General features: G+C 56.6%; 20 protein-coding genes. 6 read left to right on the top strand and 14 right to left on the bottom strand.

Annotation, left to right across the window (positions count from 1 at the left end; all coding sequences use genetic code 11):
* Positions 1 to 76 precede the first annotated feature (76 nt).
* From AArcS_RS10930 to AArcS_RS10895, 8 genes are all read right to left on the bottom strand, one after another.
* Positions 77 to 607: a DUF7261 family protein gene (locus AArcS_RS10930; protein ID WP_238477450.1), complete on the bottom strand. Its 531-nt coding sequence runs from the start codon at positions 605 to 607 to the stop codon at positions 77 to 79.
* Positions 604 to 1,014 (bottom strand): DUF7262 family protein, encoded by a 411-nt coding sequence (locus tag AArcS_RS10925; RefSeq protein WP_238477449.1) that lies wholly within the window; start codon positions 1,012 to 1,014, stop codon positions 604 to 606. The genes AArcS_RS10930 and AArcS_RS10925 overlap by 4 nt, the downstream gene beginning before the upstream one ends.
* Positions 1,007 to 1,702 carry a DUF7263 family protein gene (locus tag AArcS_RS10920; protein ID WP_238477448.1) on the bottom strand — a complete coding sequence of 232 codons (696 nt, stop codon included), beginning with the start codon at positions 1,700 to 1,702 and terminating at the stop codon, positions 1,007 to 1,009. The genes AArcS_RS10925 and AArcS_RS10920 overlap by 8 nt, the downstream gene beginning before the upstream one ends.
* Positions 1,702 to 2,151: a DUF7266 family protein gene (locus AArcS_RS10915; RefSeq protein ID WP_238477447.1), complete on the bottom strand. Its 450-nt coding sequence runs from the start codon at positions 2,149 to 2,151 to the stop codon at positions 1,702 to 1,704. Before AArcS_RS10915 ends, AArcS_RS10920 begins: the two co-directional genes overlap by 1 nt.
* Positions 2,144 to 2,887, bottom strand: coding sequence for a DUF7289 family protein (locus AArcS_RS10910; protein ID WP_238477446.1), 744 nt, complete (start codon positions 2,885 to 2,887; stop codon positions 2,144 to 2,146). The genes AArcS_RS10915 and AArcS_RS10910 overlap by 8 nt, the downstream gene beginning before the upstream one ends.
* Positions 2,884 to 4,776, bottom strand: coding sequence for a type II secretion system F family protein (locus AArcS_RS10905; protein ID WP_375139606.1), 1,893 nt, complete (start codon positions 4,774 to 4,776; stop codon positions 2,884 to 2,886). The genes AArcS_RS10910 and AArcS_RS10905 overlap by 4 nt, the downstream gene beginning before the upstream one ends.
* Positions 4,769 to 7,117: a type II/IV secretion system ATPase subunit gene (locus AArcS_RS10900; RefSeq protein WP_238477444.1), complete on the bottom strand. Its 2,349-nt coding sequence runs from the start codon at positions 7,115 to 7,117 to the stop codon at positions 4,769 to 4,771. Before AArcS_RS10900 ends, AArcS_RS10905 begins: the two co-directional genes overlap by 8 nt.
* Positions 7,118 to 8,468: 1,351 nt before the next feature.
* Complete coding sequence (locus AArcS_RS10895; RefSeq protein ID WP_238477443.1) at positions 8,469 to 9,251, bottom strand: IclR family transcriptional regulator; 783 nt, start codon at positions 9,249 to 9,251, stop codon at positions 8,469 to 8,471.
* Positions 9,252 to 9,658: 407 nt separating this feature from the next.
* Between AArcS_RS10895 and AArcS_RS10890 the strand changes: the two genes are divergently transcribed.
* The 5 genes from AArcS_RS10890 to AArcS_RS10870 all read left to right on the top strand — a co-directional run bounded on the left by AArcS_RS10890 (position 9,659) and on the right by AArcS_RS10870 (position 14,760).
* Complete coding sequence (locus tag AArcS_RS10890; RefSeq protein ID WP_238477442.1) at positions 9,659 to 10,780, top strand: sugar ABC transporter substrate-binding protein; 1,122 nt, start codon at positions 9,659 to 9,661, stop codon at positions 10,778 to 10,780.
* 54 nt (positions 10,781 to 10,834) lie between these two features.
* Positions 10,835 to 11,848: an ABC transporter permease gene (locus tag AArcS_RS10885; RefSeq protein WP_238477441.1), complete on the top strand. Its 1,014-nt coding sequence runs from the start codon at positions 10,835 to 10,837 to the stop codon at positions 11,846 to 11,848.
* Positions 11,845 to 12,630: an ATP-binding cassette domain-containing protein gene (locus AArcS_RS10880; RefSeq protein WP_238477440.1), complete on the top strand. Its 786-nt coding sequence runs from the start codon at positions 11,845 to 11,847 to the stop codon at positions 12,628 to 12,630. The genes AArcS_RS10885 and AArcS_RS10880 overlap by 4 nt, the downstream gene beginning before the upstream one ends.
* A gap of 158 nt (positions 12,631 to 12,788) precedes the next feature.
* Positions 12,789 to 13,754, top strand: coding sequence for a C-terminal binding protein (locus AArcS_RS10875; protein ID WP_238477439.1), 966 nt, complete (start codon positions 12,789 to 12,791; stop codon positions 13,752 to 13,754).
* 214 nt (positions 13,755 to 13,968) lie between these two features.
* A complete protein-coding gene (locus AArcS_RS10870) occupies positions 13,969 to 14,760 on the top strand; it encodes an aldo/keto reductase (protein WP_238477438.1) in 792 nt (263 codons plus the stop codon).
* A 705-nt stretch (positions 14,761 to 15,465) separates the two neighbouring features.
* Here AArcS_RS10870 and AArcS_RS10865 read toward each other — a convergent pair.
* Positions 15,466 to 17,841 carry a glycosyl hydrolase gene (locus tag AArcS_RS10865; RefSeq protein ID WP_238477437.1) on the bottom strand — a complete coding sequence of 792 codons (2,376 nt, stop codon included), beginning with the start codon at positions 17,839 to 17,841 and terminating at the stop codon, positions 15,466 to 15,468.
* A 575-nt stretch (positions 17,842 to 18,416) separates the two neighbouring features.
* Here AArcS_RS10865 and AArcS_RS10860 point away from each other — a divergent pair.
* Complete coding sequence (locus tag AArcS_RS10860; RefSeq protein ID WP_238477436.1) at positions 18,417 to 19,493, top strand: TrmB family transcriptional regulator; 1,077 nt, start codon at positions 18,417 to 18,419, stop codon at positions 19,491 to 19,493.
* Positions 19,494 to 19,552: 59 nt separating this feature from the next.
* Here the strand turns inward: AArcS_RS10860 and AArcS_RS10855 are convergent, their stop codons facing one another.
* The 5 genes from AArcS_RS10855 to AArcS_RS10835 form a co-directional block, all read right to left on the bottom strand.
* A complete protein-coding gene (locus AArcS_RS10855; protein ID WP_238477435.1) occupies positions 19,553 to 21,754 on the bottom strand; it encodes a glycoside hydrolase family 3 N-terminal domain-containing protein in 2,202 nt (733 codons plus the stop codon).
* 94 nt (positions 21,755 to 21,848) lie between these two features.
* Positions 21,849 to 22,925, bottom strand: coding sequence for an oligopeptide/dipeptide ABC transporter ATP-binding protein (locus AArcS_RS10850; RefSeq protein ID WP_238477434.1), 1,077 nt, complete (start codon positions 22,923 to 22,925; stop codon positions 21,849 to 21,851).
* A complete protein-coding gene (locus tag AArcS_RS10845; RefSeq protein WP_238477433.1) occupies positions 22,922 to 23,968 on the bottom strand; it encodes an ABC transporter ATP-binding protein in 1,047 nt (348 codons plus the stop codon). The genes AArcS_RS10850 and AArcS_RS10845 overlap by 4 nt, the downstream gene beginning before the upstream one ends.
* The gene (locus AArcS_RS10840; protein ID WP_238477432.1) at positions 23,965 to 24,987 is read right to left on the bottom strand and encodes an ABC transporter permease; all 1,023 of its coding nucleotides are present in this window, start codon (positions 24,985 to 24,987) and stop codon (positions 23,965 to 23,967) included. The genes AArcS_RS10845 and AArcS_RS10840 overlap by 4 nt, the downstream gene beginning before the upstream one ends.
* Positions 24,984 to 26,006 (bottom strand): ABC transporter permease, encoded by a 1,023-nt coding sequence (locus AArcS_RS10835; RefSeq protein ID WP_238477431.1) that lies wholly within the window; start codon positions 26,004 to 26,006, stop codon positions 24,984 to 24,986. The genes AArcS_RS10840 and AArcS_RS10835 overlap by 4 nt, the downstream gene beginning before the upstream one ends.
* Positions 26,007 to 26,030 lie beyond the last annotated feature (24 nt).

Here is a 26,030-nt window from a genome sequence, read left to right as displayed (position 1 = left end):
CGGCCGTCTATCGGATCAGAGTGGCGCTCGATACGACCACGGAGATCGGAATCCGCGCTGAGCGAACCGTCTTTGTCTACTGCCGGCCGGTCGCTCGAACGCTCGTCTCGTGGGCTGTCCGTTCGGATGTCGTCCGGAGCTCGAATGCGACTCCAAGTATGTACGTTTCACCGGCACGCTCTTGCACGACGACGCCGCCGATCACCTCGCAGTCACCGAAGCGTCGATCCGGGTCGCTGGGACAGTCGTTAGCCGCCCACGCAGCCGCGTCACTCTCATCGTACGCAATCTCGTGGACGACTGATTGCTCAAGTTCGGAGACGCGAAGTGTCTGGACGCGAGGTTCGAGGTCGTCCTCAAGTTCCTCGACTGCCAACTCGCGGTCGTCCCAGTCGTACCGGTCCGTCGCCGACGCCGTGGCGTTGTGGACACTCCGATCTAACGCGCTCACAATGCGCTCTGGGGAGCCTTCCTCGCTACTCGGCTCGATATCCGGATGTGAACCGACCTGCAGGTATGCCAGCGCACCGGTCGCCAGCGCAAACGCGATCACGGCCGCGGCCAGCAAGACGAGTTGTCCCCGTGTGTCCGGAGTGCGACCAGTCACGCGTACCACACCCTGATCGTCACGTCGCCGTGTTCGGTCGGTACTGTCGCGCTCCCGTAAGGGACGCCACCGGGGCGTTCCATTCCGGCGATACCGTGATCGGTTTCGATCTGATACAGCACGTTGTCAGGGAGCAACTCGTCGAGCCGCCGGTCAGCGCGTTCATGCTCGCGCTCGAATGCGTCCTCGCTACGGGCGAGTTCGGTGAGACGCGTCGCATCCTGATGACGGGGTGTTTCTCCCGAAAGAACCGCTGCCGTATCCTCCGCGTAGAGATCGAGTTGTGCCTGCTGGGTGTCGGCTCCGGGAACGCCGAGGGCAAACGTCGTGACAACGGCGAATATCAGGATCACACCGAGACCCGCCTCGACGACCGGGGTCGAGAGCTGCCCCCGACCGTCACGCATCAACTGTCACCTCCAGCACAGCGGACCGGGTCCGAACCGGGAAGTACTCGATCCGGACATCGCCCTCAACTACCTCTCCGTCCGCCTCAATCTCGACCTTCGAGGTTTCCAGCGGCGAGACCGCTACCTCGTGTTCGCCCACAAGTCCCGATTCGTTGTGAAGTTCGACCCGTTCATCGATCCGCACGGTGGACACTGTCGTGTCGTCGTCCGGATCGAACGCGAGAACGACTCGATCTGTACGACGCGGCAGCGTTACGGTGGGGTCAGCCGTCCCCGATAGCCCCGGCGTCCGTATGGCCGACTGTCGCTCTTCGACGAGCACGACCCGTCTGATCGTCGTGCCAGCAGTCGTATCTCCAGTCGTTGCGAGGGTCTCGTCGTCCAGTCGTACTGTAACGTCGTAGGCTTCGAGTGCTGTATGGCGGGTATCGAGATCCTGTGACTCGAACACCTCCACAGCGCTCGCGTTCAGGACGTTGTGTCGGGCGGAGAGCGAGGAGTCCGGATGCACCAGCGTCTCGGCAAGGCTCGCTGCGGTCGCCCGTTCGGTCGCGTCCCGCTCCGCGTCGCCGAACGCACCGTTGGCGATCGCGAGCCCGACACCCAGTGCGGCAGTAAGGACGACGATGGCAACCGCCAGTGCCACGAGATTAGCCTGGCCACGCCCTGACGAGTCGGCCCCCATTATCGCTCACCTGTTTCGAGCCGTATCTCGATGGTGTCGTCCGACCGCTCGGCGGTGATGACAGTCTGCTCGTCGCTTCGCCACTCCCCCTCGACCGACGTCACGGATCGAGGCAAGACGATCGGTGCTCGCTCACCGACATCCGAATGAGGGTGTTCGAGTACGAGTGTATCGTTCTGTACCCGGATCCAGTATGTCTCGCCCCGAATCGTAGCAGGGAGATCAACCTGCTGTTCCGTCCGGTTTGTGGCTGTACTTGACGGAACTGCCGTCTGTAGATCACCGCTCACGTCAGCGACAGTCCGATCCGCCACCTCCGTCGCAGCGGCCGTCCGGTGCTCGGGAAGCACCCCTGCATACAGCGTCGTCGTGAGCAGACCGATGTAGATAATCACGATCGAGGCTTCCAGCGCTTTGCCGACGACGGCCGACACCGCTCTGTCAGCCATGACTCACCTCCAGTCGCAGGTCGTGAGTAACCAGGTACGCAGTTCGTTCCCCATCGATTGTGGCAACGACGCTCGTTTCGCGGTCACCGGCGAACTTTCGATCAGTTGTCTCGACCGTCGCTCCGATCTCCTCGAAATACCGTTTCCATGGGCCCGGCGTAGACGTCTCGACCGCGATCCGGTAACTGTCCGTACCGAGGTTGTGGCGCTCATGCGAGACATCCGTTTCCAGTTGTACTGGGCGATTGGAGTTACCACCAATGCCGATGTGGCTCGCATTCAACTGTGCTGCGCTGATCACGACCGGGCCCTCCGATCGTTGATCGATCGTGATCGGTGGTTCGGTCCGGAACCACGCGTTTCCGGGCGACCCGCGCACAACAGCGTCGCTGTGGTACGCCACGCGCGTCTCTCCGGACTCGTAAACCAGTGCGTCGACCGGTACTGTCTCGATCGGACCGGTCTCGTTTAGCACGCGCAACTGTCGGGGCTCGACCCCGACCTGTCCGCTGGTGAACCGTACGTCTCCGGTCCGATGGCCCGTCGTCGATGTCGGCTGGAGGCTATCGTCGAAGCCGTCCGCGACGGTCGTCGCGTCGGCGGCGTCGGCGTTCTCGTCGATAACTGCACCGATCCCGGCAGCCATCCCCCCGATACCGATCACAGTGATCGCAAGCAAGAGCGCGACGCCGATGACGTTGGACTGTCCGCGATCCCCCGGTACTACCGATCTCATGCCATTCCGACCCCCGAAAATACCAGATATGCGATAAACACCAGTGCACCGGAGTGCAACAACGCTTCGTACAGGCCGCGGCTGGCCATTCCAGCGAACCAGCCACACGCGAGCATCGTCGCCTGTGTCACGACGTAAAACCGGAACTGGTCGCGCTCGGGGTCGATCGTCGAGGCGTCCATAGCGACGCCCGTGGTGGGCTCGGAAACTGCGGATAGCTGTGCGAACCCGTCGATAACGTAGCTGTCTACCGCGACCATAATCCCGATAATTAATAACGCCGTCGTCCACCCGACAGTCACGTAAACCAGCATCGCATTGCGGAGTGCTTGCTTCTCGTGATGGAGCCGCCCAACCTCGGTCTGTAGCGTCTCGAAGATATCCTCCGCATCGCCACCGGCTTCCAGTGCGCCAGTCACGAGCCCGATCGTCTGCTCGGCCATCGGTGTCCCGATTCGGGCGACGAACGAGTCGAGCGCGTCCGTTCGAAGGTTTCCATCCCTGGTCGTCAGGTTCGCGTTGAACGCGAGGGTCTTGACGTCGTCGTCGAGCGCGCCGAGGTCGACATCGGCCGCGACGCGCGCGACGGCTTCCGGAAACGGACGACCGAGTTTGACGTGGCCCGAAACCGCGTGTATAAAGTCCTTGATCTCCCGATCTTTCGCCTCGTTACGGCGTGCACGGCGCACTGCAACGATCCCGACCGGGGCGGTCCACGAAACGTAGGTCAACAACACGACATTGATCGGCGCTACGCTGCTCAGATAGAGCGTCGCTCCAACCAGTGCTGCGATGGGAGCACAGACGACTGATGCACTCGCCGGGTTCGATCCTGCAGTAACGAACTGTCCGACAATCTCCGGGGGGCGACTGTAACTGGGTTCGGCGTGGTCGTGGGGACGAACCTGCGACACCAGTGACGCGGCAAGCAGTCCAGTGACGATAACGAAACCAGCACTCCCATAGATGAGGAGCTGCTGGCCCGTGACCGTGACTACAGGAGCGCCGATGGGTTCGGAGAGCCCCGGTGAAAGAACACTCAACACGGTAACGACGATGACGAGGAGTGCCGGTAGTACCAGCAGAACGATGAACAGTTCCGCCAGTAGCTCCAGAAACGATTCGGCGCGGTCCCGTGCTCGGGACTGCTGGTGGGATAGCATCCGACTCTCCATACGGAGATAGCTCGTTAGTTCCTCATCACCCTGCTCGGCGTGCTCCCTGAACTTCAGAACGAACGGGGCGAGGACGTTTCTGGACGGCGTATCGCGAGCGACGATTCGCAGCCCTCGATCAAGGCTTCCGGTCAACGCTGCCCTGTTCAACGCCTTCCGGAAGGCGACTGCCGTTTGCCCGTAGGCCTCCCGGTTCGCGGCGACTTTCCGGAGCATACCACGGCGATTGTCACTCCCGGTCGAGAGAACACGGAGATATCGAACGGCACCAGGTAGCGTGTGATTGATCTCCGCCCGTCGTGAACTCGCGATCCAGCGGAGGTACTGCCCGCCGAGACGGACAACGGCGTACTTTGCGGCTCCTCCGGCGAGGATTCCTAGCCCGACTGCGAGATACGGTTGTGGGATATTCGGTAGTACAGAACTCGCTGGTGGTGATCCGACGATCTCGATGGGGAACGACGAAACCGAGAGAACGACCAGCGTTGCACAAACAGATACGACTACAAATGCGAGCCAAGAGACAGCATATACTCGCGAAAGGTATACGCCGAAGCTCATCCGGATATCGGTCCCGCGATAGTTTCGGCGATCGGCGTTGTGCCGGTGACTATCCGCATGCCGAGAGAACAGTGCGTACAGTCCACTGTCGATTGTCGGAACCGGTCGGGCACTCTGAGACCGGTATTCTGACTCTGCTGCCGAACTACCCATTGGTATTCCCATGGGCGTTGGCACTTGCTCGCTCGACCGTTGCGGCCTCGTTGGTATGGAGATCCGCGAGGAACTCGAACAGTTCGGTGAAATCGTCAACGCCGTCTTCTCGAAGATAGCGGACGTACCGGTGCTTTCGGTGAAACTCCGCCTCGACGGCCGCAACCGGGCGATCGGATCTGTTGGCAATAGAATGGAATATCCGGAGCCCACATTCTCGTGTATCTGCAGTCTCGGAAGACGTTGCACCTCCGAACGTGTCGCCGTCGAATCGTGAGTCGTCAAGGATCGGTTGCTCGCGTGCAGAGCGATGTGACCACTCCTCGGGCGGCTCCTCGTTCATTGTCTCCAGTTTCGGATGTGAATACTCGAAGGTGAACTCCCCCCGTTCGTTTCGACCCCCGATCCGGTTCCAGTGGACTTCCGTACCCTCCTTGTCAATGACGCCACACTCACCGCCGACCTGCTTGTACTCGTCGGGAGACAGAAACTCGATAACGGTACCGACATATCGGTGACCGTCGACGTGTTTCGGAAAGATGACGAGGTCGATCTCGCGAAGTAGATACGGAGGAAGTCCCTGTTCGACTACCCGATTAACGAGCTTTTGGACGTCTTCGGCGTGAGTGGTTCCGATGATCCCGTGACCGGTATTCAACGATTCGGCGAAGGTCTCGAAGCTCGCGGCGGTGTTGATCTCCGCGATCACTTCGACGTCGGGATTGAGATAGTTGCACTCGGTCATCAGGTCCGCCATCGTTACCTGCTTGTACTCGTTTTCGTGGTCTCGCGTGGTTAGCGAGACACCGGTCTCGTGTGGTAATCGGACTTCTCGGGAGCCTTCGTCGATACTGATCGGCCGATCCCGAAAGTCAACGAACGGCATATGTGCGTTCATCAAAGTTGTTTTTCCAACCCCAGTCGGGCCGGAAAAAATAACAACGGAGTGCTGTTCGTACAGCATCCACAGCAATGCGACGAGTTCGGTGGAGATACTGCCCTGCTCTATCAGGTCTATCGGCGTCATCGCCTCGGGGGCCTGTTTACGAACCGAGATATGGGGACCGTCTTCGCTGATCACGCCGAGAGCGACCGCACACCGGATCGTCACGTCATCGTCAACCCCGTCGGGTGAGAGGTTCACTTTCGCGCTGGGGTTCGAGGCGTTTAGCTCCGTTCCGTCCGCGGCCGCCAACTGCGTGACGACATTAATAAAGCTCGTTTCGTTCTCGAATCGGAGGTTAGTCGGGATCCGGTCGCCGTGACCCACGTCAGCCCGGGGGACGACTTTGATCCGTTCGCCCACCCGGTTGGCCTCGATATCTTCGAGATTGCGGTCGCGGATTAGAATCGTGAGTTTCCCCTCGCCGACATAGTCGCGGAGCACGTAGTAGATCAGATCCGAGAGCCTATCGTCGGAGTACCGGCCGTCGACCGGCGGGACTGCGAGGTCGTACTCGGCGAGCGCGCTCCGGGCACGAAAGCGGACGGCGTCAGGCCATGCACGTGTGCGCCGTGCAGCCAGTAATCTGGAGAGGACCCGCCGGGCGCGGTCCCGAACGAACGATTCTCGATCCTCGACGAAGCCGTCGACGTTTGCCTCCCAGATCCGTTCTTTGCACTCCGCGACCAGTGCCTCGTCGTTCGGTAGCAGATCTGGCTCCTGTACGGCGTACTTCGTCGTAAACGAGTCTCGCCCAAGGAGGTTCTCCCGATAAATCACGACTGGTATTTCGAACCCGCTGAACTCGACGTGGTAAGTCGTGAGCCGTTCGCTGACGAACCGATCGATATACTCCGGGTTCGGGGAAAATGTGGTTCTTGCAGGCGCGTAGTTCTCGGTGTGGACGACGAGTTGCTCACCTGAACTGTCGGCCACCTCGATCCGATCATCCAGCGCGAGCGGCGTGAGATCATCCAGACACCGAAGCTCACAGAGTACATAGTAGGAGAGTCGGCGTCGTGCCGGAGTGGAACAGTCGAGCAATCGTTGCAGGACGTCACGATATTTCGGATCGAACCCCTGGTCCATTCGTTCAATCGTTCCTTCCCTTGTCAATGGACGGGCGAGGTTCGCATCCTCGAAATGGGATCGAACGGTTTCGAGCTGTTTCCTGTCGGTCTCTGACAGTAACGGCTCTCGGATCTCGTACGTGAACTCGTTGCTGTGCTCCCGGATCGTTGCAACGACCCCCGGATGGATCTCGTACTGTTCCCGAACGTCCGGGGCGTACCACGCCTCCGGGTCATCGGGCGACAGCGGCGCGGGAATGGTCCCATCCGAGCGAGTCGTTGATCTGGCGGGATCGGTCGTCAACTCCAGCGATGCACCATCGTACATAGATTTTGCAATCTACTCTTGTAATTTAAATTTTTCCGTTTTCATTTTATCCTTAACTAGCTTGGAAGCCACACTCTCAACACTTCTCCCCGTCACCAACACCCAATTATACCACGTGACCGACCCATCCGACGAAGCCAGCAGGGGATCGTCCGTAGACCGACACGATCGAGTGGATCACAGAACGAGACCGCCACTGAATCGTGGATGTCCGTATATAGGACAGCTGTCGGACTCGTCTGATGCTCGTTGTTCGGGACTACTCCGTTAGCGGGCCGGAGATTGATCAGAAGGAATCACCCGTCGGCGGGGAGATCTATAACCGGAAACGTGTGAACTGAAACAAATTCCTCGTGGAACGGAACGACTTTTTCACGACAAGGACCGTGAAACAATCGACAACACCAGACTCCAGATGACTTGCGACGTTGGATTACACACTCACGGCACTTCCTCTCAAATGTTAATTTTATATAATATATTGATTTCAAATATGTGTTGTAATATGACAAGCGTCTTTCTACACAGAATACAACATTCCACTACGGTAGGTCAATCAACAAATCGCAGACTGTGTTGTTGGCCATGAGATCGTAGCGCTGTATAGTGTCTGGTGATTCGAAATTGATGTTGTGTCCGGCTGCAGGAAATTTTGGCTAATTATGTCAAAATCACCGTTTATTATGCAAACTTTATATAGTTCTCGGTTATATCTTGACAATTTAATGTCTTTCTTATGCTGAGATCGCCGAGAGTACATTTGGGAATACGCTTGTGTTCTATATGATCAGCTCACGCCATGGTCTCAGCCGTAGTGATTTCTGGGAGGAATAGTAGGATACCAATAAATATATTATAACTTATAAATTTTGCTTCCAGTAAATATTATTATGTACGCTGGGCGGTGTTGAAACTACGGACTGCTGGCTTCCATATCTCCCATTCACCGTGATTTGTTCCGCCCTCCTAGTAGCACTACAATGGATTTCGTAAAACAATTCGATACTCCATTATATTAGCGGCACAGGAGAATACCTCTGGTCTTGACCTCGGCCAGATCCACCAGGTACAAGCCTAGAGGTGGTAGTCTAACAGATGTCTACTTAGTATCTCCAACGGATTGACCAACGAGCTTGTCGCCCTGTATTTACAATGGTACTGTTGTAAATCTGTGGGACTTCGATTTCAGCGAACCTCCGGGAGACTACCGTACTGTTCCGTTGTGTGGCTTGTAATCTATAGCATCCATTGTATGTAGTTGGTATGGCTGTTGTTACTATTTATTGCTGTTCATAATCGAGTAGTGCTGCATCCAACAATATTGAACTTGTCTGTGGGATGATTGGGATGTTTAATAATGATTGCATCTGAGCTCGATCACATTTGCACTACTTTGAACAGCCGAGATAATCGACTCATCAATGTCACCACTGGATACCAGGCGTTTTTTCGGGCCGGAAACGCATATCGAGCCAAGTACCTCATCCGTACTCCGGTCCAGTATCGGTACACCGACTGCCAATATACCTTCACGACGTTCCTCGTCCTCTATTGAGTATCCTCGAGAATGAGTTTGGGCACATTCCTCGAGCAGCTCGTCCAGATCGGTAATCGTATTCTCAGTTGCACGGGGCAACCCGTGTTGTTCGACTATTGACCGTATCTGGTTGTCTTCAAGCTCAGCAAGAATTGCCTTACCGAGCGCAGTCCAATGGAGGTGTGTCCGTTCCCCCGTCATGGCATTGTCGTACACTGCATCCGACATCTCAAGCTTCTTTATAAGCACGCGTTCACCATTTTCGATAACACCGATGTTGACGGCTTCGTCTGTTTTGTTTGCCAGGTCAACCAATTCGTTCTGAGCCGTCTGGTACACGCTGTAGTGTGATCTGGCGTGTTCTCCGAGTTCAAGAAAGCGGAGTCCCACGCGGTACTCTCCTTCTTGATTGACCACGTAGCCGATTTTCTCCAGGGTCTGGAGATGAACGTGAACGGTGCTTTTTGGAATTCCAAGGTGAGATGAAATGTTTGTCAGGCTTGGATTCCGGAGTTCAACGAGCGATTCAATGATTCTGAATGATTTTTCGACACCTTTTATTGACGTTCCATTTTCGGAGTCGGATGAGTTGGGCATGTATCTACATCCCGCAATGAGTATCTTATAAGTTTGGGATAATTAGGATCCAGAGCAGGACACTTAGTTATACAATAGCGTCCAACATCGTTGAATGGATCGTTACTAACCAGCAACGACCGATAGTAGTGCTCTCTCCCATCTATATGGGACGGACTGACTGGGAATCAACTACCAATATACATTACGTACAATGCTTTCATTGTGGATGATACGATACGGTATACTAACTGGCACGGGACCGGGCCTCCGGCACATATACAGAGTCCGTTGGTCTACAGCGACCTCGTGACGAGTAAACGAGCTTACGCACAATGAATCGCATCGCGCACGTCTCTATAGTGAATAACACTCCAAATCTTAATGAAAAATTTTATTAGTAATGGATCTTTGTGTACAACTGGACCATGGATAGCAATGCCATCGATAGGCGCAAATTCGTGAAGGGAGCAACCGCAGCTGGCCTGGCCGGTATTGCCGGCTGTCTGGGTGACGATGATGAGGGTACAACATACGGGTTCTCAACCTACTATCAAGGCGGAGCGTGGAACACAGCGTTCCTTGAGGCCATCGAGTTTTACGCTGAAGATATGGGGATGGATCTCGACGAGTGGGGCAACGACGAAGATCAAGACGAAGAGTTGCAGAATTTGCAGCAGGGAATCGAAATGGGTGTCGAGGCGATCCTGTTGAACACATGGGGATCAGAGTCGGTCAACCCAGCCATCGAACAGGCTGACGAGGCGGGAATACCAGTATTCACAGTCAATGTCGACGCCACGACTGAGGCAGTAGCCATGTACGTCGCCTTCAGCAACGAGGCTGCCGGGGAGATGGCAGGCGAGGAGCTCATCGAGCGTGCCCGTGAAAACCATCCGGACCAGGACAATTTTGAGGTGCTGGAGGTGTTCGGTGCACCTGAGCAGGAAATTTCGGACCAGCGCTCCGAGCTGTTCGTCGAAACGCTCGAAGCAGAAGACGGCTTCGAGATTGTCGACACGGTTGAAGGGGAGTTTTTGAGAGATTCCACGCTGCAAGCGGTCGAAGAGTGGATCAATGCCAACGGTGCACCCGACGCAATCTATACGTCGCAGGTCGAGATGGGGCTGGGTGCGGTAGCCGCACTTGAGAACCTGGACCTGGATTATCCAAAGGGTGAGGACGACCACATCACCCTCGTAACACTGGATGCCGACGCCGAAGTTATCGAGTATGTCGACGAGGGGATCATCGATGCGGCGGTCGATCAGCCGAATTACTTCTACGGGCCGATCGCGCTCGAATATATGCAGCGGTATGTCGAGGGTGACGGAATGGACGAACTCCCGGAGATCGGAGACACAATCACTGAAGATGACTTAGAGATTCCAAGCTCGGAGCACATGGGAGTCGAATTGTGGGCAGAACCCATCTGGGCACCGGCTGAGATAATCGAGAAAGACGGACACATTCACTTCCAGACCAGCCCAGTCCTCGTCGACGATACAAACGCCAACGAGGACTTCCACTGGGGGAACATTTGGGGATAATCCCAGGTACCTTCAGGATCGAACCACGCCACGTAATTCAAATTATATTTAATCATGAGCACTAGCATCTCTACCATGTTGAATCGTACTGAAATGGACCAACACAAGGCAATGTTGGCAGTTCTCGATCATATGATCTGGCCGATTCTACTAGTCGTCTGTCTTGGGGTATTCTTGTTGGTCCCACAAACGTTCGGCTCGCTCGGGATGATAGAGCTGGTCATCTACGGATCGGCTGCACTGGGCTTTCTCGTCCTTGCGGAGGGTATCTGTCTGCTATCCGGTCACTTCGATTTATCGATTGGTGCGATTGCCGGATTCTCCGCGATGTTCACAGCGATGTTACTATCGCCTGACCAATGGGGCGTGATCCAGAGCCCAGTCCTTGCGGTCGTCATAATTCTCACCGTCGCTACCCTCATCGGCGTTGTAAACGGTGTGATGATCAGCAAAGTTGGTGTTGACCCGTTTCTTCAGACACTCTCGTTCCTGATCATCTTTGAAGGAGCGCAGGTGTGGTTGAGTTCAGTTCCGGTCTCGAATTTACCGGATGGGTTCACCGCAACTGGAGGGAGCTCGGGAGTTTCCATCACGCTAATGATTGCGGCGTTTGCCGTCATGGGGTTGCTGCTCAAGTACACCTCATTCGGACAAGCCGTGTATGCCGTCGGTAGCAACAAGGACTCCGCACGGGCGGTTGGAATCAAAACAGACCAGCTTATTATCACAGTCTACGCGCTGAGTGGGTTTTTGAGCGGTATTGCAGGTCTGATCCTTCTGGGGCGCGTAGGGTCGGTCTCGCCCCAACTGGCGAATGATCTGCTGTTCCCCGCATTTGCAGCGGCCGTGATTGGAGGGATCAGTTTGTTCGGTGGCCGGGGCAAGATTGCAGGAGCACTCGGTGGGGTACTGCTACTGGGTGTGATCCAGTCTGCACTGAATATCAGCGGTATGAGCGTGAATCAGATCCAGACTATCAACGGGATCGTCCTGTTGATTGCTATCCTGCTGTATAACACTCGAACAAACATCCGTGATCGAATCCTTACAAACGAGGTGTCAGGATGAACCCAGAATCCGCACAGTCCCAGGAGAAGATCCGCTTCGAAGAGATCACCAAAAAATTCGGTCGCGTAGTTGCCATCGACGATATTTCCTTTTCGGTGCACGACGGAGAAATCCTTGCTCTGGTCGGTGACAATGGAGCTGGGAAATCAACGCTCATGAACGTACTGTGTGGGATTCATGAGCCGACAAGCGGTAAGTATTTTTACGAAGGCGAAAGCGTTCGGTTTGCCAGTCCAAACGAAGCCCGTGATTGCGGTATCGAAACGGTGTATCAGGACCTCGCGTTGATGGACGACCTGGATGTAGCAACTAATATTTTCCTCGGGAAGTTCCCGATGCGGTTCTCGTTTGGACCCTTCAACATTATCGACTGGGATACTGCATACGCTCAGGCAGCAGAGCTCCTGGAGGGGCAGTTGAACCAGGCCATCGATCCGAAGACCGAAGTAGAGTTCCTCTCGGGCGGGCAGCGACAGCTCGTCGCTATCGCACGGAGCCTTGCGTTCGACCCTGATGTCTTGGTGCTTGACGAACCCACCAGTGCACTCTCGGTAGCGGGTACGGAGCTAGTGTACGACACGATCGAGACGCTTCAGGACAAGGGTCAAACCCAGATCATCGTTAGTCACAATTTTGAGGAAGTGATCTCGGTTGCCGACCGGATTGTCGTATTATACCAGGGGAACGTCGCAGATATTGTCGATGCCGATGCTGTCACACGAGGCGAGCTCTCAGATATGATCAAGACTGGGAAATCTGCAGCAGAATTGAAGGCAGACTGAAGCGACGAATCCCCTTCCTCCTCACGAGATCTGAATGCGACACGTTGCTTGAGAATGATGTGCTGAGAGAGTTTGATATCGTCTGGAGAGTGGCAAGGTCGGGAAGATTGTGGCCCCAATCGATAATTTCTTGAACTGGTCGCGCTATATGTTAATCTATGACTGAGTATAGGGTCGTGGTTACCGACCACGAATTTGAGGACCTCTCGATTGAGCGGGACGAGCTGTCCGATATCGCCGAAGTGCACGACGCAGGAGGCCATCTCGAAAGTGATCCCAGCATCGACGACCAACTGATTTCTGCCGATGCAATTCTCAACCTCCGATACGAAATTGAAGAAGAGTTGATCCGCCGACTCGATGGCTGTCAGGTCATCGCTCGCTATGGTATCGGTGTCGACAATATCGCCACTGACGTAGCCGCCGAACAGGGAATCTACGTGACCAACGCTCCGGAGTACTGCAAAGAGGAGGTCGCGACGCATACGATTGCCCTTCTGCTGTCGCTGTACCGCGGTATTACACGCTACGATACCTCTATGGTCGCAGGTGCGTGGGACCACACCGCCGGAGCACCCGTCCACCGACTCTCGACACAGACTCTTGGAATCGTCGGATTCGGATCAACCGGCCGTGCTGTCGCGGCGCGGGCACGGGCACTCGGGTTCGATATCGTGACGGCTGACCCGTTCATCGACAAGGAGACTGCAGTTGAGAACGGTGCAGAGTTGGTAGAGTTTGCGGAGCTGTTAGAGCGTTCTGATGCCGTTACGATTCATTCGCCGTTGACTGACGGTACGCGTGGAATGTTCGACGACACGACGTTCGAGTCTATGAAAGACTCCGCCTTCCTCGTCAACGTCGCACGCGGCCCTATCGTCGATGGCGATGCCCTTCGAACCGCGCTCAAAGACGGCAAAATCGCAGGTGCCGGACTCGACGTGTTCCCTGATGAACCGCCAGCCGCTGACGACCTGCTCCGGAGGCACGAGCGGGTCGTCGCAACACCACATGTTGCCTGGTACTCCGAAGAAGCGGACCCGGAAAGGCGGCGGACAGCGGCCCAAAACGTCCGAAAGGCGCTCGAAGGCGAAAAGCCGGGAGATAATATCAACGGACTATGACGTTGTGGGGGTATCCGTGTGGTTTCGCGGTGGAAAGATACGGCGCTTTACTGGCCTTCACAAAGTCCGTGACCGGACGTCATTGCGGTGGAAAAACCATATGAACAGAGACTCGTCGTGAAGTCATTATACAGCCGTGTGTTCTGTCTTTGATCGTTTGCTGTCAGAAGAGATAATGTAAGGATTAATAAGACAGTAGCTATAACCTTGATGTATGCAGACGTTGCCAGACATAGGGCTAGGTACGTTCCAGAACACGTATCGTGACGAATGTGTAGAGAGCGTCGTAACTGCACTCGACGAAGGATACCGCCATATCGATACGGCGCAGGTTTACGACACTGAACCGTTCGTCGGTGAAGCCATCGAATCATCGTCAGTTGATCGCGAAGACATCTTTGTTGCAACGAAGATCTGGAACGAGAACCTAGGATATGACGATGTACTGGATTCGTTTGACGAAAGCCTTGATCGGCTTGGACTTGAGGAGGTGGACCTGCTGTACGCCCACTGGCCAGCGGGTGCTTATGACGCCGAAGAAACACTATCGGCGTTCGATGAACTGTACGACGCCGGCAAGATCAGAAACGTTGGTGTGTCTAATTTCACGAAGCCCCTGCTGGATGAGGCAATCGATCAGCTAGACGCACCCCTGTATGCGAATCAAATCGAAGTGCATCCTCTCTGCCAGCAACGCGAGCTCGTCGAATACTGCAAGAGTAACGATATCGAAGTCGTGGCGTACTCACCGCTGGCTCGCGGGCGGGTCATCGATATTCCGGAGCTACGAGATATTGGGGAGACCCGCGAGTGTACAGCGGCGCAAGTGAGCCTCGCCTGGTTGCGGGAGCAGGATATCACCCCGATTCCGATGGCACAGACAAAACGGTTCATCAAGGAGAACTACGAGTCACTGGAGGTGAAATTGACGGACGAAGATCATCAAACAATCGCAACACTGGATGAGGGTCGTCGAACCATCGACCCCGAGTACGCTCCATGGTAGCACCAGACCTGAATTGGAGTTCATATAGTGGTTGAAAGGTATACGGGTGTACAAGGACCACTAAGATGATCTTCGACAACTAGTACTATCAATGAGATGGCTTGATCGGCTTCGGTACCCAGATATCGAATAGCCGCTCTCATCTTCGCCGCCTGGTTGATAATAAAAGTAGCCCTGTTCTATTTGGTTGGCACTGCTCATATCGGGTTTCTACTCATACGAGACTGTCGCCATATCACGACCCCGCGCCGTCTGCGATTGGTATCCCACCGGTACGGAGTTGATTCCAGTCAGGATCCAGATTCCGAGCCACCATCTAAATATGCCTTTTCCATATTATATTAATTTATTATATGATTTGGCAACCCCGCGAGTCCTCACCTCACGGTGACCACGTACAAGGTGATCGCCAGACTGCCTCGTACTGGACCAATAATGCAGTTTTCGGGCTTAAACCCTCTTTTTGGCGGTTGCCTCTGTCTGACCTTCGGTCGACAGCAATAACGTACGTTTCCCTCCTCAACATCACCGTAGCAGCACTCTGCTTGCTTTCTGTCGATTTACGATATTATCCCTGTGATCTTCCCGTCCGGGTCAGATAAACTTATATTGTGTCTGATAATTGTTCAATCGAATACCTATCGTGAGATGAGGATTTGGTAGCCAGCATGCGTACTTGGTACTGGACTGGGTGGGGCTTGCAGCCTATTGTTGGCTGGTTTTCAGTTCGTGTGGACTGACTTCGATTGTCGTTCCGTCCGAAAACGAAACTGTTCTGTCTTCCTGGCCCGCGTTGTACGCGACGTACGTGCGCTCATCGTCCTCGCTGAAGACCGCTGCCAGGGGAGTGTCAGCGGTGACCGTCGGATCGGGTGATCCTATCTCTCCCAGCGTAGCGATCCAGTGGTAGGTCTGGGCCCGTGTGGTGCCGAATTCGGGATCGTACTCGTCCTCATTGGCGTCGAACTGTGCGATTGCATCGTCCGGATCGGAGAGCGCCCGATACTTCCACATCAGGTCTTCCCAGTAGGAAAAACTACCATCGACGGCGTCCTCGACAGTCCGGTAGTTGGCATCAGCGTACGTCGTATTGAGTCCGAGATAGAGTGAGTGACCGCCGATCGGTAACCAGTTGATGCCGTGAATCGGTTCGGGATGATCGGTCCACCACGTCGTGTATGCGACCCCTCGGTCCCAGACTATCGTCGCCTGGTCGAACTGCCAGTCGTCCAGCTCCGGTAAGGAGTCACCGTCCTCGTCGAACCAGTACTCACGAACGCCGGTTACCTCACGAGTATACAGGAAGACACCGAGGTCGCGAAGCTCCTCGTTGTCCGTGTACTCGCCCCACTGAATGATCGCCGCGTATGCATTGATTGCCTCGGAACTCGACTCCTGATTGTTTCCGAAGGCATCGCCGGATGGGCCGCCGGCCCAAGAATGGCCACTGTAGGGATCGAACGTTCGCAAGAACGGGAAAGTATCGTCGTCCCGGTCGGGATTTGCGAAGTCCCGGATCAGGAGGTCGACCATCCCACCCCACTCAGACTCACGAGCCCAGTCAGGGTCATTTCGCGCTATCTCGGCCGCTCCACGGACGTAGTAGCCGTAATGAAAGTGGTGGTCGTTCAATAGTTCTGGCGCTCCGTGGAGGGCCGGATACGCGATCATCGTCCCCCATGTCTCGTTGTAGTAGAAAACGCGAGTGTCGGCAAGCGATCCGTCCTCGTCAGTTGCTTTGAACCAGTCCTCGATATGCTCCCGCATCGCGTCCAGAAGCTGCTGAGACCCCTCCTCGTCGTCGAGGTGCTGTGCGATACCGACTAGATCACTTGTGCGGTTGTAGTTCTTCCCCGCCCAGTAGGCCCCCTGCCCGTCGCCTTCTTGACCGGGTCTGATGATCTCTTTGCTGGTTTCTTCGTCGAGATACGAGGCGAGACGCTCGCTGTCGTGCCCGCCGACATCCGGCAAATGCGGAAGGATCCCATGATACGTATGCGTGACGCGGTACGAGCTGGTTTCGATCGTCTGCATCGTCCCACGTGGCGATTCGTATGTAAAGCCAAGCGACGGTTCGTCGGTGTACTTGTACTGGTGCGGGAACGTGCCCGTGATCGTCCCCGAGACGTCCCCTTCCATCGCTTCTGTTTCGAACTGGTAGGTCGTGTGAACCTCGCTCGCGTCTTCGTCGTACTCCCACTTTAGCTGTGTATCGACGACGTGTGCGTGGGCGTACTCACCAAACGTTTCGAGCGTGTCCTCATTCCCCTCGGGCAGCAACGCGATCGTCAGGTAATCGCCGCCGCCGAGCGAGGAGGTAAACGTTTCGTCCCCGTCGAACGTCCAGTCCGCATCGGAGGGAGCGTACAGCCCGTAGTGGGCGTTGTCGACGCTGATGCCGACTGTTGAATCAGTGTCTGCCCAGACGACCGGCTCGGAATCCGCCTCGTCGAATTCGATCGTGAGATCGTCCCCGTTTGCGCGCAGGTACACGTACGGCGACCCGCGGACTAGGGTGATGTCGATCCGACCCTTCGGACTTTCCATCGCGAACGAGACTGACCAGTCCGTCCAGTCGGTCACGACGGATTCTTCGAACTCCGCGCCCTCGAAGCCGACAGTCCCTGCGAGTTCGATCTGACGCGTCGCGAAGTTCGGACCGGCCGGGCCGTCCCCGACGTGCCAGTCACCCTGACTGCCGAAGACGAACCCCTGCTGGCCCGTTGAGCTCACTAGTGGGTGGCTCCAGAGAAACGCGTCAGTATCGAGCAAATGTCCCTCCCACATGAGCGATCCCCACCAGTTGTTCGTCGGTAGCGGATCCCCTTCGCGGTCCGCACTGACGTACACGTCCGTCGGCGGTTGGTTCCTGTTCTCGGGCTTTGTCGTCCGGTAGCTGGCGTTACCGACCGAGACGATCTCTTCATCAGCTGTATGGGGCTCTTCGTCCGTTTCACCTTCGGACTCCTGCTCATCTGGTTCACTGTCGTCGGTCTCGATGCTCGAACAACCGGCAATCGTACTTATTAGCCCAATAGAACTGGCTCCCAAGAGGTAACGGCGACTAATGGCTCTAAACATCTAATAATATGTTCTAAACAAAACATAATAAAACATTCGGATACTTGACTTTGCAAGGACGAGCGACAGTGAGATGGACCGACAGTATGTGCAGTGCCAGACCGTGGGGGATATTTTATTTACACTCACTCAGTGTAACACAGCGGCCGGTCAGTCACAGTCTGGGCGAAGCGATAAAACGAAATGCCGCTACTCCTAACGCGGTGGTAATGGATACAGCCGACTCATTCGGCGAGCGTTTCTGGAAACACGTCTGTGCCTACAAACCGATCTGGTTTGGGCTCCTCGGGGTAAACGTGATTCTTCTCGCTCTGGCTGCGTTCTCGTTGGTGTTTGGATCCTACGATGAATATACGCGAGGGATTATGATACTCAATCTACTCATTATCGGACCAACAACCGTCCTCTGTTTGTACGTCGTGTATCGGTGCAGTACTCGCGACGTATAGATGTCGTGTAGTATCGGCGGTGAGACTGTGTCTGGATAGTAAACAATCGCCGACCTGAGAGTCATGCGAGAGCGTTTGTATGAAAAAATGCAATAAAACTTTCCCCCACGGAGACAACAGCACGATATGGACCGTGAACGCGTCAGGCAAGCGCTGAAGTATGCCGGACTGACCGAGTATCAGGCGGATGCGTACCTGACACTTCTTGATCTGGGTACGGCACCGGCGGTCGAAATCGCCCGGAAGTGTTCTGTCCCGTCATCTCAAATATACACTGTCCTGCGTGAGCTTGAAGATCGTGAGTATATCGAGACGATGGACCAAGAGAAGCTGTACGCCCAGCCGGAGCCGCCGGAAACGGTGTTTGAGGATCTTACCGCCCGTGGAGAACTGTTGGCTGACGCAGCCGAAGAGATCGAGGAACGATACCGAGAGCCGGATACGGTCGATTATCGAATCAGTGTCACAAAACATCCCAAAAGCGCAGTTGAACAGGCACTCGCCGGAGTCAAAGATGCGGATACAGTCGTCGAGATCGCTGCGACACCGTCCCAACTCCGGAAGTTGTTCCCGGAGCTCAGGGACGCCCGGGATAGAGGTGTCATCGTCAGAACGACACTGTATCTTGAGGATCACAGCGACGTACCGATCGACGACCGGATGCTGGACGGGGCCGTCTCAGAACTGCGCCTGTGTTCGATCCCCGGACCCTTCCTGGTAATTCTCGATCGACACCGGGTCTGTTTCGCACCTAACAGTCGGTCCGACGAGACCTACGGAGTATTGATTCACGATCGCATCCTCCCGTTCATTTTCCACTGGTATTTCTTGACCTGTCTCTGGAACCTGTACCCAACCGTGTATCGAGATGATCCGACGACGATCGCCTACGTGAGCCTCAAGGAGTTCTTGCGCGATTTCTACTCGGTAGTACAGGCCGACGGTTTCGACTTGATAATTCAGGTCAGTGGATCAGAGATTCGCACCAACTCCGAGATCACGATCACTGGACGGGTGGAGTCAATGACGTATCCACAGCAACGGCTCCACGACCCCCAGCCGTCACTCACCGAACTGGCGACCTATGCAACAATGGTCCTCGATACCGGTGACGAGATGGTTAGTGTCGGTGGTTGGGCTGCGGTCTATGAGGATATCAACGCGCGGCGGGTCGATGTCCTCAACATCGAATATACCGGTTGAGAACGATGGGCTCCGTCCGGATCGCTCCACGAAAAACACGAAAACGCCCGTACAAACCGCTATTCGATTTCGAGAGTACGGGCCATCTCACCGCACGTCAGTTCGACACGACCCGGTTCGAGCACTGACGTCCCATCCGGTCTGACCACCGAGAACTGTTCTGCATCTACTTCAAGCGAGGTCGTTCGCTCTTCGCCGGATTCCAGTTCGACACGATCGAACCCGACCAGTTGTTTGGCTGGGGTGACGACCGAACTCACGGGGCGGCTAGCGAAGACGTGGACTGCCGTCGCGCCAGCCCTATCACCGGTGTTGGCGATCGTAACGTTGACCGTAATGGTGCTATCGTTGCTGACGGTCGGGCTGTCAGTCTCAAGCGAGCGGTACTCGAACTCGGTGTACGAGAGACCGTGTCCGAACGGCCACAGCGGGTCGTAAGACGACTCGTGTTCGTCAGCTCCGATTGGTGTTGGACCGGGAAGGTAGTTATGCCGCACTGGAAGATGGCCGGTTGATCGGGGAACCGAAACAGGCAACGAACCGCTCGGGTTGACCTCCCCGAAGACCGTCTCCGCCACTGCACGGCCACCCGCACTACCGGGGTAGTACGCCTGAATGATCGCTGGAACGTTTTCTGCCGCCCACGGGATCGAAAGCGGGCGACCGGCGATAATCACGAGGGCAACTGGCGTTCCCGTCTCGACGACTGTTTCGAGTAGCTCCCGCTGAGCGGACGGTAACGAGAGCGTACTCCGTTTGGGAAACGCATCGGTGGGGCCAGTCACGTCCTGTGGCCCAAACTCGTGCAGATACCAGTTCTCTCCGAGGACGACGACCGCGGCGTCGGCGTCGGACGCAGCGGCCGCGGCCGCCTCGATGTCATCTTCCGCTCGAATCCCGGTGCCGCGCTCGTACGTGACCGTCGTGTCATCGGAGACGATGGATTCGACGCCGTCAAGCACTGTCTCTCCCTCCAGTCCCTCATCTGGCTTGAGACTCCACCCACCGACCTGATGTGCAAGCTCGTCGGCGTTCGGACCGGTTACCAGCACCTCGTCGAGATCCAGCGAGAAGGGTAGTACCTCGTCTTCGTTTCGCAGTAGCGTCATCGACTGTCGGGCGGCTTCGAGGCTGATCTCCTGATGTTCTTCGCATCCGAGCGTGGTCGCAACCTGATCGACATCGACGTACGGGTCCTCGAAGAGGCCAAGATCGTCCTTGAGGGTAAGGATCCGGCGGACGGCCTCGTCGACAAGCGATTCGTCGAGTTCGCCCGATTCGACGAGTTCGACGACCTGTTCAACATGGTCGTCTTCGCCGAGCGAATGGACGTCGACGCCTGCTTCGATCGACTGTCTGATCGATCCGCGAAGATCACTGGAAACGCCATGATGCTCGTGCAGCATGTTCACTCCGTTCCAGTCTGAGGCCACGTAACCGTCGAAATCAAGCTCATCGCGAAGGACGTCACGGAGGAAATGCGAGGATGCGTGGGAGGGGACACCGTTGATCGAGTTGTAACTCGGCATCACCGCATCGATCTCGGCGTCGAGCACGGGCTCGAACGCCCGAAGGAAGTCCCGCCGGATCGAAGACACTGACCTATCGACCGGCGCTGCGTCCTCTCCCCGACTGGGGTCGCCGTATGCCGGGAAGTGTTTTGCCATGGCCGCGACCGGTTCACTTGCTGTGGACACGCCACGAGCTTTTGCCGCGGCAAACTCACCACACAGATATGCCGACTCGCCGAAACTCTCGAACGTTCGGCCCCAGCGTGGATCCAGTGCGACATCACAGGTCGGCCCGTACGTGACTTTTCCACCAGTCGCTGCTACTTCAGTTGCTGTCAGCTCTCCAACCTCACTGGCAAGTTCTACATTTCGTGTCGCGGCCAACCCGGCATTGTGGGGGAGGATCGTCGCCTGCTGGAGATAGGCGTTTCCGTGAATCGCGTCGACCGGTATAGCAAGCGGAATCCCGTGGGAGGTCTCCTCTACAGCGATCCGCTGAAGCCTATTTACGGTTTCGGCTGCCTCGATCGGGTCTCTGATCGGCGAGGCTCCGTAGCCAAATGGTGTTGCGAATCCGAGTCCGTACTCTCTCACCAGCTCGGCGACGTCCTCTACGGTTCGCGTTTCACTCATCGTTCCGACGTACGTTCCCGCAAGCTGTCCGGCCTTTTCTCGGAGGCTGAGCTGATCGAGCTCTTCCTCGATATCGATACTGGTTCGATTCTGTCTGGTCTGGGTATTGGTATTCATTGTGTTTTACCGTATGTAGTGTTCGGAAGGCTGTACGTCGCCTCGGGGGCCACGGATTGTATCCGGCATCCGTCCGACATCCGAAGCGCCGTGATTATCGGTCAAGGCTGGCACCCTCCAGCGGTTCCGCATTCCAGTACTCGCTGTGGTCGTCGACGCGATAGCACGCAGTGCGATGATCCGGAACGTCGGTCGAACGGCTCTCCGGTGTGGAGTCACGGCAGTGTGCGGTCGCGTGCGGACAGCGCGTGTGAAACCGGCAGCCAGAGGGAGGATCTACGGGATCCGGGATGTCGATCGTCCGAACCGGTGGCTCCGTCGCATCCGTGATCTCGAGAGACGGCGTCGCCCACCGCAACACCTTGGTGTAGGGATGCTGTGGGTTCTGCAGTACCTCCTCCGCGGGTCCGAACTCGACGAGTTCGCCGAGATACATTACGCCGAGATACCCGTCCGCGTGCTCGGCCACGTAGCGCGCGTTCGAGAGGTCGTGGCTGATGAACAGGTACGACGTATCGAACGAGTCCTGCAGATCCAGCATGAGATCCATCATCTCTACACGCAAGGACACGTCGAGCGCCGACACTGCCTCGTCGGCCAGGATGAGATCGGGGTTCATCAGCAGGGCCCGGATGAGAGCGACGCGCTGGGTTTCGCCGCCCGACAGCTGGTGTGGGTATCGCTCCGCATAATCGTGTGCGGGCGACATGCCGACCTTTTCGAGCATGGCCAGAATCCGGGCTTCCCTGTCTTCCGGTCCGAGATGCGTTTGCCACTTCTTCAGGGGCTGTTCGAGCGACGATCGAACCGATTTGTGGGGGTTCAACGACGACTCCGGATCCTGATGGATGATCTGGAGCGACCGACGGATCTCGGAAAACGGAATGTCCGGATTCGAGAACCGTTTCTTCGCCTGCCAGATGTCCTGTCCCCGGTAGCTGATCGTTCCGTTCGTCGGTTTCTGGAGCCCGACGGCGGCCTTCCCGAGCGTCGTCTTGCCGCTGCCGGATTCCCCGACGATGGCGATGACGTCGTTTTCGGCGATTTCGAGATCGACGTCGTCGACGGCCCGGACCGTCTGTGAATCTGTGAATGGGTTGAGGCTGCCGCTTTCGGACTCGAAGTGGACGTCCACGCCGGACAGCGAGACTACCGTCTCATCCGAGCTCATTGGTCGACCTCCGTGGTCAGCGGGATCTCGTCGACGTCTTCCCAGTGGTGGCAGGCGACCTCCTGAGTCTCGTTAATCCGCTCGAACGACGGTGGATCGCGTTCACACTTGGAAGTGGCCAGCGGGCACCGCTCGTGGTAGGAACAGCCCGCCGGGACGTTCACCGGATCGGGTGCGGAGCCCTCGATCGGCCGCATCTCTTCGAGCGGCGCATCGAGGTTCGGCGTGGCGTTCAACAGCGCTCGCGTGTACGGATGTGCTGGGTCCCGGAGGATCGATTCCGTATCCGCGAGCTCCACGAGCTCGAAGGCGTACAGGACGCCGATCCGGTCCGCGAGCTTCGTGACCAGCGGCAGATCGTGGGTGATAAACACCATCGTCAGATCGTACTTGTCACGGATCTCCGATAGCAGGCTCACGATCGAGCGTTGCATGAGCAGATCCAGCGCCGCCGTGGGCTCGTCCATCACGAGTACCTCCGGCTCCAGCACGAGCGCCAGCGCGATCAGTGCCCGCTGTTTCATCCCGCCGGACAGCTCGTGTGGATACGAGTCCAGCACTCTGTCCGGATCGAGATACAGATCGCTCAGCACGTCGGCCGCACGCTCCATCCCCGAGTCGACGGCGTACCCGTGCGCTTCGAGGGTCTCCTCGAAGTGCTCGCGCATCGCCATCGTGGGATTGAACGAGGAGAGGGCTCCCTGGAACACCATCGAGATCTGTTCCCAGCGGAACTCCCGGAGCTCCTCCTCGGAGAGGTCGAGCACGTCGACTTCATCACCGTCCGTCGTACGATAGGTCACTTCGCCGGTCGTGACGCCGGGCTCGACGACCGCATCGAGCATCGACGAGGCAAGCATGGACTTCCCGGACCCGGATTCACCGACGATCCCGATGATCTCACCGCGACGGATATCGAGGTCGATATCGTCGATGACCCGCGATGTCCCGCGGTCCATCTCGAACGTTACGTTCAGATTGCGGATCTCCAGAATCGGGTCTGCACCACCAGTCGTCGGATCGAGTTCTTCCTGTGAGCTCATTTGTGATCACCTGCGGGTGCGGACGGCGCACCATCTTCGTCAGCGGTTGTCGTTGAGTGGCGTGCACGGACGCGAGGATTGAACATCCGATCGGTCCCCTGTGAGAACATGATCAACCCGAACGAAAGCAGGGTAATCGTGATCAGCGGGGCGAACAGCCAGTGTGCTGCCGCCATCGACTGTAGCCCGCCGCCCTGATAGGCCAGATCGATCATCACGCCCCAGTTGACGACATCGTCGTATGGGAGCACACCGATGAAGTACAGACCAACGGAGGCGAAGATGACGTTCCGGGCCGCCGTGACGAAGTTGATCAGCACGTACGGCATGATGTTTGGCAGGATGTCACGTCGAGTGATCGACGCCGTCGACATCCCCATCGCTTTCGATGCCTCGACGTACGAGGTTCTACGGATCGTCAGCACCTGTGACCGAATGGCTCGTGCCAGTCCCGCCCACGCATTGATCGTCAGGATCACACCGATGACGATCGGGTTTGTCGGTGTCAGCACCGCTGCCAGAATGACGACTAGAGGTAGTCCCGGTATCGTCATCGCGATGTCGGTAACCGCCATAATGGCTCGATCCGTGCTTCCGCCAAGATAGCCCGAGACCGTCCCGATTACGGTCGCCATCACCGTGACGAACAGTCCACCTGAGAGGATCATCAACAACATGTTAGGTGTGGCGTGGACGATCTGTCCAAGGATATCACGCCCCACTGCGTCAGTTCCCAGCGGATGTGCGAGACTCTGAAACGCTGGTTCGAGACGCTCTCCCTGATTGGTTCGTGGTTGGTCGACGATACGCGGGCCGATCACACCCATCGCGACGAACAGGGAGATGATCAGGATGCCAACGCGAGCCCGGAGATCTGCCCAGACGATCCGAGCAGGGGCCAGAACTCCCCGTTCAATGGTGAGTACCCACCGTTCGCGCCTGTCCAACGTTTCGTCGGCGACCGTTTCGATCGCCTCGGTGCTCTCCAATAGGTCGACTGAGTCAGTCCGATTGCTCACTCTGAATCACCTACACTTGCACGCGGATCGATCAATCCATACGTGAGGTCCGCCACGTACACGCCGAGCGCGACGGTTATCGTAATGATCAGGAACACGCCCATCATCAACGGGTAATCGCGTAGCTCCAATGCTTCGATCATGTAGTAGCCCATTCCCGGATACGAGAACACCTGCTCGATGATGATCGAGCCGCCGAGCAGAAACCCGATCGTGATCAGCATCGACGTGTACATCGGGAGGATGGCGTTTCGGCCGACGTATCGTAACGCGATCCGTCGCCGTGGGAGCCCACGGAGGCGAGCGACCCGGAGATAGTCTTCACCGAGAACCTGAATACTGTTCCCACGCATCCCGAGAGCCCAGCCGCCCCAGGCGACGAATACGATCGCGGTTATCGGCAACGCCGCGTGGTAGAGTGCATCACCGAAGAACGTCAGCGTTTCCACCGGCGCCAACGGACTGACCGTCGGCTCGGTCGCACTAGAGAACCGCCCACCGGTCGGGAAGATGCTCAGTTGGTAGGAGAGCCCCCAGAGGAAGATCAGCCCGTAGATGTAGTCCGGGATGGAGTTCATCAGGATCGCAAGGACGGTCGAGTTGGTGTCGAACCTCGTCCCTTCGCGATAGGCCATGATGGCACCGGCCGAGATCCCGATTACGAACGCGATCAGGACTGCGGTCCCGATCATGAAGATCGTCCAGGGAGCGGCGTTCGCAATTATTTCAGTAACCGGTGTTCCCTGTGAAATCGACTGCCCCATGTCTCCACGGAGCAATGCAGCAACATACGAGATGTACTGCTCGTGGAGCGGCTCGTCGGGCATAACGTTCAGTTGTGCCTCGACTCGTCTGTTGATCTGATCGGTACTCATCTCCGGGTTGTTCTGAATGAGATCGGCCCGTATCGCATCCGCAGGTCCACCCGGGAGTCCCCGAATCAAGAAGAACGTCAGAGACATCACTGCAAAGATGGTGATGACCAGTTGACCGGTGCGTTCCACGAGATATCGTTTCATACGTTACTTGGAGTAGGCTGGATT

The organism is Natranaeroarchaeum sulfidigenes (genome assembly GCF_017094485.1).
Taxonomy (GTDB): domain Archaea; phylum Halobacteriota; class Halobacteria; order Halobacteriales; family Natronoarchaeaceae; genus Natranaeroarchaeum; species Natranaeroarchaeum sulfidigenes.
The sequence above is the reverse complement of the archived record's forward strand: the minus strand, read 5'-3'. Positions and strand labels throughout refer to the sequence as shown.

Bases quoted from the DNA above. Each gene is read 5' to 3' on its own strand.
- AArcS_RS10925 (WP_238477449.1), bottom strand. From the start codon at position 1,014: ATGCGTGACGGTCGGGGGCAGCTCTCGACCCCGGTCGTCGAGGCGGGT.
- AArcS_RS10920 (WP_238477448.1), bottom strand. From the start codon at position 1,702: ATGGGGGCCGACTCGTCAGGGCGTGGCCAGGCTAATCTCGTGGCACTG.
- AArcS_RS10915 (WP_238477447.1), bottom strand. From the start codon at position 2,151: ATGGCTGACAGAGCGGTGTCGGCCGTCGTCGGCAAAGCGCTGGAAGCC.
- AArcS_RS10910 (WP_238477446.1), bottom strand. From the start codon at position 2,887: ATGAGATCGGTAGTACCGGGGGATCGCGGACAGTCCAACGTCATCGGC.
- AArcS_RS10905 (WP_375139606.1), bottom strand. From the start codon at position 4,776: ATGGGTAGTTCGGCAGCAGAGTCAGAATACCGGTCTCAGAGTGCCCGA.
- AArcS_RS10900 (WP_238477444.1), bottom strand. From the start codon at position 7,117: ATGTACGATGGTGCATCGCTGGAGTTGACGACCGATCCCGCCAGATCA.
- AArcS_RS10895 (WP_238477443.1), bottom strand. From the start codon at position 9,251: ATGCCCAACTCATCCGACTCCGAAAATGGAACGTCAATAAAAGGTGTC.
- AArcS_RS10890 (WP_238477442.1), top strand. From the start codon at position 9,659: ATGGATAGCAATGCCATCGATAGGCGCAAATTCGTGAAGGGAGCAACC.
- AArcS_RS10885 (WP_238477441.1), top strand. From the start codon at position 10,835: ATGAGCACTAGCATCTCTACCATGTTGAATCGTACTGAAATGGACCAA.
- AArcS_RS10880 (WP_238477440.1), top strand. From the start codon at position 11,845: ATGAACCCAGAATCCGCACAGTCCCAGGAGAAGATCCGCTTCGAAGAG.
- AArcS_RS10875 (WP_238477439.1), top strand. From the start codon at position 12,789: ATGACTGAGTATAGGGTCGTGGTTACCGACCACGAATTTGAGGACCTC.
- AArcS_RS10870 (WP_238477438.1), top strand. From the start codon at position 13,969: ATGCAGACGTTGCCAGACATAGGGCTAGGTACGTTCCAGAACACGTAT.
- AArcS_RS10865 (WP_238477437.1), bottom strand. From the start codon at position 17,841: ATGTTTAGAGCCATTAGTCGCCGTTACCTCTTGGGAGCCAGTTCTATT.
- AArcS_RS10860 (WP_238477436.1), top strand. From the start codon at position 18,417: ATGGACCGTGAACGCGTCAGGCAAGCGCTGAAGTATGCCGGACTGACC.
- AArcS_RS10855 (WP_238477435.1), bottom strand. From the start codon at position 21,754: ATGAATACCAATACCCAGACCAGACAGAATCGAACCAGTATCGATATC.
- AArcS_RS10850 (WP_238477434.1), bottom strand. From the start codon at position 22,925: ATGAGCTCGGATGAGACGGTAGTCTCGCTGTCCGGCGTGGACGTCCAC.
- AArcS_RS10845 (WP_238477433.1), bottom strand. From the start codon at position 23,968: ATGAGCTCACAGGAAGAACTCGATCCGACGACTGGTGGTGCAGACCCG.
- AArcS_RS10835 (WP_238477431.1), bottom strand. From the start codon at position 26,006: ATGAAACGATATCTCGTGGAACGCACCGGTCAACTGGTCATCACCATC.